5 protein-coding genes are annotated in these 11412 nt (G+C 43.4%); 2 read left to right on the forward strand and 3 right to left on the reverse strand.

Annotation, left to right across the window (positions count from 1 at the left end):
* Positions 1-26 precede the first annotated feature (26 nt).
* The gene (gene purM / locus SPB21_RS16070) at positions 27-1091 is read right to left on the reverse strand and encodes a phosphoribosylformylglycinamidine cyclo-ligase (protein WP_499867135.1); all 1065 of its coding nucleotides are present in this window, start codon (positions 1089-1091) and stop codon (positions 27-29) included.
* 593 nt (positions 1092-1684) lie between these two features.
* Here purM and SPB21_RS16075 point away from each other — a divergent pair.
* Entirely contained in the window at positions 1685-2599 is a 915-nt protein-coding gene (locus tag SPB21_RS16075; RefSeq protein ID WP_499867136.1) for a septal ring lytic transglycosylase RlpA family protein, read from the forward strand.
* Between the two features lie 164 nt (positions 2600-2763).
* Positions 2764-4314 carry a bifunctional pantoate--beta-alanine ligase/(d)CMP kinase gene (locus SPB21_RS16080; RefSeq protein WP_163667406.1) on the forward strand — a complete coding sequence of 517 codons (1551 nt, stop codon included), beginning with the start codon at positions 2764-2766 and terminating at the stop codon, positions 4312-4314.
* A gap of 769 nt (positions 4315-5083) precedes the next feature.
* On the opposite strand, the gene SPB21_RS16085 is transcribed toward SPB21_RS16080, so the two are convergent.
* Both SPB21_RS16085 and SPB21_RS16090 read right to left on the reverse strand, forming a co-directional pair.
* On the reverse strand, positions 5084-7339 hold the full coding sequence (locus SPB21_RS16085; protein WP_499867137.1) for a ShlB/FhaC/HecB family hemolysin secretion/activation protein: 2256 nt from the start codon (positions 7337-7339) through the stop codon (positions 5084-5086).
* Positions 7340-7402: 63 nt separating this feature from the next.
* Entirely contained in the window at positions 7403-11095 is a 3693-nt protein-coding gene (locus tag SPB21_RS16090; protein WP_499867138.1) for a CHAT domain-containing protein, read from the reverse strand.
* Between the last annotated feature and the right edge of the window lie 317 nt (positions 11096-11412).

An 11412-nucleotide genomic window follows, 5' to 3' on the forward strand; every position in this document is an offset into this window, starting at 1 on the left:
ACAAAATTTTCTTTCCCCAACGTATCCTAACCTTCTGGCAACCCGGTGACCACTTTATCTCCATCAATCACAGTGCCAATTTGATAGGCGGATTGAAAATGAGCCAACGTAGCTTCGGCTTGATCAGCAGGTACAACCAGTACAAAACCAATACCCATATTGAAGGTTTTAAACATTTCAGCAGTCGCTACATTGCCAGCTGCTTGTAACCACTTAAATACCGGCAGTATGGGCCAACTATCCGCCTCTATATATATAGATTGATTTTCACCGAGGCAACGAGGCAAGTTCTCAGGAAAACCACCCCCCGTAATATGGGCCATAGCGTGAATTTCTAAGCCACTCTTCAGGGCAGCTAACACTGGTTTTACATAGAGTTGAGTGGGTGTCAGCAACACCTCGCCCAGGGACTGACCCGCCCATAGCTCCGGGCATTCATCCCAGCCATAACCGACCGATCGATCTACGACTTGCCCACCCAAAGACTCCTGCCGAGGCGCTTCCGCCATAATTTTGCGCACCAGACTGTAGCCGTTACTGTGCACACCGCTGCTGGGTAGTCCAATTAAGACATCCCCTATGCGCACCCGAGAACCGTCTAAAATGGCACTTTTTTCGACAATACCGACACAGAATCCGGCCATGTCATACTCACCCTGGCCATAAAACCCAGGCATCTCAGCCGTTTCTCCACCTAATAGAGCACAGCCCGACTGACGACACCCCTCGGCCACCCCTGCTACCACCTGGGTCAGCTGCTCAGGGGCCAATTGCCCCGTGGCCAAATAATCTAAAAAGTAGAGAGGTTCCGCCCCTGACGTCAGCACATCATTGACACACATGGCCACAAGATCAATGCCCACTGTATTGTGACGATTCAACATGTGGGCCAACTTGAGTTTGGTACCTACACCATCTGTCCCCGAAACCAGAACGGGCTGAGAATATCCCTCGGGAAGCTCAAAATAACCGCCAAACCCACCTAAACCACCCAACACTCCAGGACGGCGAGTTCCTTCCACCAGGCTGCGAATAGTTTCCACAAACGCACGACCTGCTTCAACGTCCACCCCTGCCTGTCGATAATCCATAGACCTTACAAGAAATAGCATCCCTTAGAATACTTGTGGACGGTGGGCAATGCCCACCCTACGCGCTAAGGGCCTCAGCCCCTAAGGGAAGATGGGCGATACCTCCAGTAGACAATGCCTAAAGACAATACCCAAAGACAATGCCCAAACCTATAGAATCTTCATGATATGTCCGTTGACAAGAACATTATTGGTCATGGAAACTAGACTTACCACGGGGACAAAGTCTAAAAACGAACTGTAAGGTTATTTGGCATCTATTAATAATCTGTAATCATTGCAAAGCCATACATAATTTTTCAAAAACTAATTAGTCTGCTAGGACAGCTAGAAAACCGTCTATAAGCCTTGGCTGTCGAAGCCTGTAACTGGCGAATGAAGAAATTGTAAAGATGTTCCGCTAGGCCATTGTCTGTTTTCCCGGTCAAAAATGCGGTTCCAAACAGCAAAATCTTCGTGATAGATTAGCTCGCGTTGCCAATTTTTATTTTGTCCGCGATGCATTGTCATCTTGAAGCTACCCTATTCAATCCATTGAATTTGCCACTTCTCGCTCTGCGATGTAGACGCATATGCCTGGTGCACTCTGATTTATGAACAAAAAGTTTATTGGTCGTGTAGCAGTTGCCACATTGCTTGCCACTGCCGTTTCGATTCCTGAACGGGTCCATGCCCAAACCTTTGATACAGGTCCCATTGGAGCGTTTGAGGTTTCAGTCAACGACCAGTCCTTGGAGTCGTCTTCAACCGATACGCTTCAGAAATTTAATCGGTCGACGACCACCGTTCGCGTTAATGCCCATGCCCATGAAAGTCGGCAAGCTGCAACGGTTTACGTTAAAAATATTCCCGTATTAACCTACATCGATTCATCTGATACAGCTGAGGTTGTATCTGGTTGGGTGCCCCTAGAAGAAGCCGCAACCAACAGGGTTATTGCTGATGCAACTCAAATGGCAGCACAGCTGGAGCAATTGAGCGATCGCAACACAGATTTCACCGCCCATTGGGATGACGGCACTTACATGGTCAAAGCTGGAGACAGCCCGCTGCTCACCCTGGGTGAAACAGTGCAGCTTTCCGATGCCACCGAAAATGACGCAGAAAACGTTCTGCAAATTACCAATCGGTTACGCCGTCTTATCGGTGATGGTGCGACAGAGCCCATTACTGAAGTCATCGGTAGACCCGAACCACAGCAAGTGGCAGCCATCCGTTCTAGCTATAGCGGCATGGCCTCCTGGTATGGGCCAGGATTTCACGGTCGTATGAGTGCCAGTGGTGAATCCTTTAACCAATACGCCATGACTGCCGCTCACCGCACCCTACCGTTTGGCACTCAAGTTCGGGTCACCAACTTGAACAATGGTCAGCAGGTTGTGGTACGCATCAATGACCGTGGCCCTTTCAGCCGTGGGCGCATCATTGACCTCTCAGCTGGTGCGGCCAGTGCCATTGGGCTGCAAGCAGCTGGTGTCGGTCCTGTACAAGTTGAAGTGCTGCGTTAGTCTGGGTCAATCAGGTCTACCCTATGTGGTCATGGCGACACCCAAGTGTTGCAATCATCTAGAGACAGGCTACAGGCCTATCCCTAGATGATTGTCTTAGTAAGACAACTAGGCCGTCTGCTATCGTTAAACCTTGTGTCTAAGGCGGTTGCCAGGAGACTGTCTTGCGTTTACTAAAAACGATAGAAGGATTGCGATGTTGGCTACGCAAACAGTCTGGATCCATTGGTCTAGTGCCTACCATGGGAGCATTGCACCAAGGTCATCTCAGTCTGATTCATCGGGCACGACGCGATAATGAGTTGGTCATTGTCAGCATTTTTGTTAACCCCCTACAGTTTGGCCCCAATGAGGACCTCGCAGCCTATCCGCGAACCTTAGACTTAGATGCCAGAATGTGTGAAGCTGCTGGCGTTGACTGTATCTTCGCGCCAACAGCGTTAGACCTTTACGGGCCTAATTTTCAAGACGCTGACGCTCTGGTTACAGTTTTGCCCCCTCCCGCATTGGCAAGACCCCTGTGTGGACAGTTTCGCCCTGAACACTTTAACGGAGTCGCCACGGTCGTCACGAAACTTATTAGCCTAGTGAGACCACAGCGCTCTTATTTTGGTCAAAAGGATGCGCAGCAATTAGCCATCATTCGCCGATTGGTTAAGGACTTAAATCTGCCAGGAAGCATCATTGGTTGCCCAACTGTGCGAGAAGCGGACGGATTAGCCCTTAGTTCTAGGAATAAGTATTTAAGCGAGCAGGAACGTCAACAAGCAGTTATACTCTATCGGGGGTTAAGGAGAGCCAAAGAGAAGTTTAAAGCAGGTGTGCGATCGCAACATTCTCTCGCTTGCATCGTCTTTCAGTACTTAGAAACGGCACCCGCTGTCGCTCCCCAGTACATCGAACTGGTAAATCCATATACGTTGGCCCCCTTAGAAAAAGTTGAAACAGTTGGTATGTTGGCAGTAGCAGCATTTGTAGGGACTACACGATTAATCGATAACGTCGTTTTACGGGCACGGCGACCCATCATTGCCATTGATGGTCCCGCTGGTGCTGGTAAATCAACGGTGGCTAGGCAGTTGGCTCAGCAATTGGGTCTGCTTTATTTAGATACTGGGGCTATGTACCGTGCTTTTACCTGGTACGTTCTTGCCCAGGCATGCAACCCAGACGATGAAGTTGCTGTTGCTGACCTGCTACCTAAGTGTGAGATCAAGCTTGTTGCAACTCCTGCCGATGCAGGCCCTCACCCCCCGGAAGTCTGGGTAAACGATACATTGGTAACCCAAGCTATTCGCACCTCAGAGGTCACTGCCAACGTATCCACGATTGCCGCCCAGAGTTCTGTGCGGGAAGCGCTGGTCAAACAGCAGATGCAATATGGCCTAACCGGTGGTGTCGTGGCAGATGGTCGAGATATTGGGACCCATGTCTTCCCCGATGCTGAGCTCAAGATCTTTTTAACAGCATCCGTTGAAGAACGGGCTCGTCGTCGCCAAAGAGACTTGGCTAACCAGAACCAGCCTGTTCCTGAGCTGTCTGATTTGGCTCAAGCCATTAGTGAGCGTGACCATAAAGACAGTACGCGAGAGATTTCTCCTCTGCGCCAAGCAGATGATGCCATTGAAGTTGTTACAGATTCTCTGGCCATTGAAAGCGTCTTGGATAAGCTGTTGACCCTCTATAAAGAAAAAGTTGTCAGTGATGACGAGTAACACACACTGATAACGACTAGCCTCCTGCTCAGACCGCCCATAAAAACCAGGGGTAAATATACGTAAATTGGCTCAGATTTTCCGTCAATTTCGGCTCTAATTTACGTGTTTACGAGGAAGCTTTTACCCATATAAGCAGGGGAAAATAAAGCTAATTCTGAAGAACGCGTGCAAGGCGACTAATCATCCGAGGGGGCATTTGGATGGTTTATTTGAATCTTGTATCCATGCGTTTTACAGGTGAGCTGTCTGACCCTGGGGGCTTTATGGGGTCAGGCATTTTTCTTTTTAAAGCGCTTTTTCCACTATTAAGCTTGAGTCTAGACAAGGTGTTGTAAAAACTCATAAGCTATCGCATCTGTATCATAAAGTTAGACATCTATTGAAGATGTCTAACTTTATGAATAAAAGTGCAGAAAAATCATAGTCGGTTCATCTAGGCATTTGATAAACCAAGAATTATTACTATAGTAAAACCGTTAAAGTGATACGATGCTCTAAAAAAACAATTAAAGTAGTATCTTTGCTATCGCCTAACAATATGTAGATATGTCCATATATTTTTTGAAGTAAGTCAGCTTTTCCATAAGCAACTGTGAATAGTTATTGTGTTTTTTAAGAGTTGTCCATCTAGTAGTCTAGGTTGAATACAGAGTTCGTTTTATACACCTTCTCATCAAATACTAAGCCAAATGTTTAACCTGGAATAAGGCGTATACCTAATAGGTATAGATCTAGGTTAATCTAATACTATAGGAACAGCATTAACTCAGTAAAAGTGATGGTTGTAGCTAATACTGAAATGTAATCTTTGATCTTGCAAGCTACTATCCAATTCCTTTCTATCAACGAGTGGCACACCGTAGTCTAGTCTAATTTTCAACCTTTCTGACTCTAGGATGTTAGCTTGCAGGCCAATTCCAACACTTGCAATAAAATTAGGATCTAATGTCTGATTAGGATTATTATCGTTATTCCAAATCCACCCCGCATCAACGAATGGAATAACTTGTAAGTCTAACCACTGTAGCTTCTCGCTACCAAGCAAATCAAAATCTATACGGTCTTCTACAGAAAAAACTATGCCATTATCGCCAGAACGAAAGTTTTCTCGGTAGCCTCTAACGGAACGTGCTCCTCCCATTACAAATTGGTTAAGCGGTAGTAAACTGTTCGGAGTCAGTTGGACTGACACACGAGTAAACAAAGTGTGCTTGTTGCTCAGTGTCTTAAGAAACTGGGCTTGACCATTCCAACTAAAAAATTGACCATCTGGAATGGATGAGTCATTGCTGGTGGCATCAAATAAATCTAACCCCAAATTAAACTGAGAACGTAGAAGCCATAGTTCATCACTATCCCGTTCAGTATATTCTTGAGCGAAGGATAGCGTTGATGTACGACTAACACCAGAATCATCTGGGCCTAAACCAACTCTGAAAGGCTGCGTTTTCCCAATGAAGGTCTGATTTTCTTCGACTGAGAAACCAAACTCGAGAGCTAATTCTCGGCGAAGCGAACGAATTAAAGGTTGACGATAATTTAGGGAGTATCTTTCAGTATCAGAACGAAAACCAAAGGGTGCAAAATTGCCCTGCACAACATCATTTTGATCATGAGATACGTTGAAATTTAAGCGCCCTAATCCACGATTTATTGGAGGAGGACTATAACTAACCTGCCAAGATGAAAATAATTCATCGCTCAAAATATCTCTATCCTCAGAGCTAAAAACAGATCCAGTAGTATCCTCATCCAAATTTAGTCGCCCGTTAACTACAAATGTCTCGCCGTATTCGTTAAAATAGTTTGCATTCCAATCGAGTCCAAGATCTCCTAGGCTGGGTGGTGAGTAGTTATTAAATGATGCTTCGACATCCCAAACAACCTCCTGTACCGTGATATCTAATATGCTGCCCCCTTCAAGAGACGTATCTTCCCCTAGCTCTAATTCCGGAACACGTAATACTGATAAGGTACGATCCGTTTCAAAGCGAGGCTCTAAAGCAAGTAGACGGACATAGCTTTCTAAATCTGACAAATTAACTGGGCGTTCAAATTCGAAGCCCAACATATCATCTGATATCGGTATATCACCTATTACCGGTCTCAATTGTGCTCGAATATAGTTTCCTAAAGGAGTGCGCTCTCCAAGCCTTATAGGTTCTATGCTAGATTCCAAGCTTCTTGTTGTCTCATCAAAGTTGTCTAATAAGGATTGAGGTTCGAGTTCTTGAAGTATAAGCTCTTCATTATCTACAGGTTTACTCTCACTATCGTAGATATACTCTGAAGAATATTGACTCGTAACCCTTACATCTTGAATAAAACCTTCAATTACAGGAATTAATAAAGTCCCATCAAGCAATACTTGTGGAGCTATTGCGCGAGACGTAATATAACCAGCACTAAGATATTGTAGCGTTACAGCCTCTTGAATATTTCTAATCTGTGCAGGTAGCACTGTTTGTCCAAGGAAAGGAGTAAGAAGAGCATCAAGCTTTGCCGCAAACTCCTCATTCTTTTTGTCTCCATTTCTTCTATCGTACAGAGAACTTTCACTAAAGCAGTATTCTAAAATAACAATATTTTCATGATCATCATATTCAATCAATTGATTGGAGGAGACACTTAAGACATCATCTTGGCTACAAACAAATGATGTAGCACCTGAAACCACATTGACAGGAACATTGTCAGCTATTTCCGCCGGATCTGAATCCAAATTAGAAACAGAAATGCCCACATCATTGAAGCCTTCAGAATTAGTTCCTACTAGAGTAGTAATGTTAGCATTACTACTCTCATATTCTAAGTGAAGGCTAGAATTCTCTAAGGCAAAATTTCCCGATAGACTGACTGGTTGTTCTAACAAAGAAGTTTTAAGAGTTTTCGATTGCATCTCAGAAGGTTGAGCCTGCGTAGATGTAGTGACTGACAAAGCAAGGGAAAAACTAAAAAATGACAGAACATAATGCCGACTGGAAGAGATAGAATACATCTTAAAGAAAACACCAACAACCATGTAAAATCTGCTTAAGCGCAAAAATTCTTTTCAAAGAACAAAGAACTTTGCTTCTAGCAATACTTACCAAGGACTCCCTATCAAGGTAAAAGCAGACCAGTAAAAAGGATGACTCAGTTGCTCTACAACTTCAGACCTATTTTCGCGCAACCTCTTTCGGATATTTCTAATTCCTTGAATTGCAGTTTCTGTCAATACTTCCTCAGTATTACTAGCCCATGTAGCATCTTGGCTCACTAATAAAGATTCTATTATGATCTCTAACTCCTGAAGATTCTGTCGAAGACGCTGTTTATCTAACATAGCTAGCTGAGTTTTTTGGACGGCTTCTGCTTTTGTCTTCGAACTACCTAAGCTACGATAGAATTCCATCATGTAAATTAATGTAGCCAAATCACTGACATACCAAAGACTAGCCAATGTAGACTTAACTTCTGCTTGCAAAGACAACCCAGCAAAACCAAGTTCCGCGTTTGAGTCACCTAAAGCGGTTTGACAAGCACTCAAAATCAGCAAATCAATTGGTGGTTTCCGCCAATTAAGTGTATCAATTTGGAGAGCATTTAAGGGTAGCGTAGTATCCCACAGTTGAATTTTAGAATCACTAACACTGCCTGCACTAAAATTTGCATGGGTTGCAAGATGAACAATCTGAAACGGATGATCTCTCCGCGCATTTCGGACGTTGTCTAACGTAACCTGTTGATTCGACTTTACCTCAACAAAACGATTTGAAGACTGCTCAAATTCAGTATCACCTCCATTAGTATTACCGTTCCATATATTTTGAATAAGCTTCAGTTCTAACGGAACTGCACTAAGAGGAGGATATATATCAGAATTCTGAAACTCAGAGATCCCCATTGCTAGCACATCTGCTTTCGTCAAATCACTACGACGGATATCAAGGGATTCAAAATTTGGAATAACACTAATTCTATACTTCTCAGTGAGGTATTGATCTGTTTCCGAATCGTAGAGTGCAGCAAGGGGAATAAGTCTTAATCCACTTTCCATAGAAAACAGTAGAGTATTGATGTTTTCTATTCCCTCTTCTTCAAACTTAGCCTCGATTGGACGAATGAGTAAATCGTATAAGCGATCAGAATACTGCAAATGGGTATCCGTACCTGGCTTTTGAATCTCTCTCCATAGATTTTCAACCTCTTCCACTAAACTATCACGAGAGACTTCATTAGTTTCTTCAAGCTCAAATTGCTCACTCTCAGTATCATCAGCCTCAGAAGAAAGAAGCTCTGGCTCTTTTTGCGCCAATATCTCTGCTAACTGATTTTTTCTTCTATAGGTATTACTATTACTACGAGCAGAGTTTAAGCCAGTTTGCGCATCATGAGAAACAGCTTTATCTAAAACGAATCCAGAATCATCAACTTCGGGATCATCAGGATCAATTCTCCTTTCCTCAGTTAGCTTTTGCTCAAAATCAGCAATGCTCTCAATTTCAATAGCTCCACCTTGAGCTGTTTCAACACGGATAAAAACACGCTTATCATCAGAAGATATATATACTACAGCAGCCTTAGTAGATGGCTCCTGTAATTCCATTTCATGCAAAGCGTATCGAATAGTACTGGAATCTACAATTTTGCGAGTAAAGTCACGACCAAAATACTGTTCAAACTCTTCGCTTCTTTGTGCGTCTAACTCAGCCGTGTTGATCTCCGCTTCAACCTCTGGAGAAGACACGAAAGTTGATGTTGGAGGAGGTTCAATTAACGTCGATGAAGTCGTAGAAATTAGATTAGAATTTATTGTTCCCGTCGATATGCTGCTTCCAGCAAGACTAACAGTCCCACCTGTTCTATCTTGTCCAAAACTCTCGGTTCGAAGGTTGCCAGTAGTAACATCACCAGTAGACGAAATAGCGGAGATATTAATATCTCCGCCAGGACCATTAAAAGCCCAAGCATCAATATCACCTACAACAATGTCGCCCGAAGCGGAGTTAATAGTAACTTGACCACCTCTATTCTCTCGTGCAGTAGATCTAATATTACCTAAAGTAATATTACCACTTGCATTTATGTTAACTAAGCCTCCAGTTGCATCTGAAGACGAGGTAGATGTATCCAAATTACCAGCCGTAATACTGCCTTCTGCATTGAGTAGAATATTCCCCCCAGTTTCACCGAAACTAGTTTGAATATTACCTACAACTATATCTCCTGGATTTGAAAGTCCATCAACTGGTTCAAATTGAGTCGGAAAGAAAAAGCTTCCAGCTGAGGCGGGGAGGTTATCAGGATTTGCTAGAGTATCTAATCCCGCCCGAAGAATAACCGTACGGGCACTTGTTAAAAGTCTAATGTCTGGATCAGAACCGGTGAGGCCTACATCAGGAGAAGTGATAATTATATTGCCACCTTGAATGCTTCCTCGTGACTCAACTTTGAGAGAAGACCCTATATAGTCACCAAATACAACATCACCGTTAGCACTAATAATGGGGTCATATAAACTCCTAAAGTCACCAGGAGCTGCATCTAGATCAAGAATTGAAAAGCTGCCGCCACTAGAAAAGTGAGCATCAGCCGAGATAGGTTGGCTACTCACTAATTGCAAATTACCACCACTAGCAAATGCTGTCTCAGGATGAGTCAGTGCTAAGATATCAACGAACTGATTGCCCTGTAGTTGCAAATTATTTCTTGCAACGGCAATAAAGGGATTTTCTAGGGTATCTCGTAACTGTAGAGCATCATTAGCAGAAAGTTGCAGGTCCTGAGTTGCCTGAAAATCTCCACTAACCGAGGTTAAATCGTTACTTGACAAAAGGCTTAGAAAACCACCATCTGCTTGTTGAACGTAAATATCTCCTGGTGAAACTTGGAACTCACCACCAGCAACTTGAACCTGGTCAGATACGACCTCTACAGAGGTATTAGCAGCCTCCGCTGTGCTAGTTAACATCTGCGGCAAAGACAAAACTGGTAATGCCCAATCTTGGGGCAAAGACTCCAGTTCACTGGGTAATTTAACTTCAAGTTGCAAAAAACTACCAGGTCGGCCAATACGAATGGCTTGGTTACCTGGCACAGAAGTCACCAACAATTCTCCATTGGGAGCTGACAATGTACCTGAACTAATAACTGTACCGCCAACCAGAGCCAAGTTTTGGCCAGACTGGGTCGATAAATCAGCAAGATTTAAAATCGCACCAGGTTGGCTCCCTGTAAATGCAAAACCTTGAGGGGTACCTAATAAGGACGTGTAGTCATTGACACCTGATGCACTAAACCAACCGTCTTCAAACTCAATACCGTTCGCCGTAGTGGTTATGAAATCAGCTGGCAGGTTTAGAATTGCATTAGGTCCAAAGGCAACTCCAGAAGGGTTCATGAAAAACAGGTTCGATGAACCACCACTGACCTCCAAAAGTCCGTCAATCAGGGATGCCTGACCACCGCCCACACGTACTAGGATATTTTCAATTTGAGGATTGGATAAGAAATTGGCAATCTGCTCTTGGGTAAGCCCAAACGACTGAAAGCTGTGGAAAAGATTTGCCTGATCTCTTGAAAATTGGCCGCCATCAATATTAAATTGAGATCCCTCAATAGTAACAATAGTACCTGTTCCATCATTAGAAGGAACAGGGTTCGCCTCAACTATCTCAGAAGATATAAGCGAGAGAAGTCCTAAAGAGACTGAACGACCTAAAATTCGCCAAACTATCTTGTTCTCAATCTTGAACATCGAAACACCCTTTACATAATCAGTGGTTAAAAGAGTCAAAAGCTAAGTCAAAACAAACATCATTATCAATTTAAATGTCATAAAAATCTAACAAAAACACATTACTCTCTCATTACTAAACAAACGAAGATACCTTTCTAAGTACAGCAAATGTACATGAATCAAGCTATCAAGCTTTCAACTGTTATGATATTAATCTTCTCAAACAACCTTTGCTTTTTTATTATTTACTCGCCTAAAATTATAGTCAAACTCACGTATCAACGCTAATCGTTTTCATACATCTCAATTTAAGAGCATTTACTCTAAAGATATTTGAAGATTGTGATTGTGTCAGTGCATATACGTACTTTTCA

This window comes from Leptothoe sp. ISB3NOV94-8A (assembly GCF_043421595.1).
Taxonomy (GTDB): domain Bacteria; phylum Cyanobacteriota; class Cyanobacteriia; order Phormidesmidales; family Phormidesmidaceae; genus Leptothoe; species Leptothoe turfae.

Bases quoted from the DNA above. Each gene is read 5' to 3' on its own strand.
- purM (WP_499867135.1), bottom strand. From the start codon at position 1,091: ATGGATTATCGACAGGCAGGGGTGGACGTTGAAGCAGGTCGTGCGTTT.
- SPB21_RS16075 (WP_499867136.1), top strand. From the start codon at position 1,685: ATGAACAAAAAGTTTATTGGTCGTGTAGCAGTTGCCACATTGCTTGCC.
- SPB21_RS16085 (WP_499867137.1), bottom strand. From the start codon at position 7,339: ATGGTTGTTGGTGTTTTCTTTAAGATGTATTCTATCTCTTCCAGTCGG.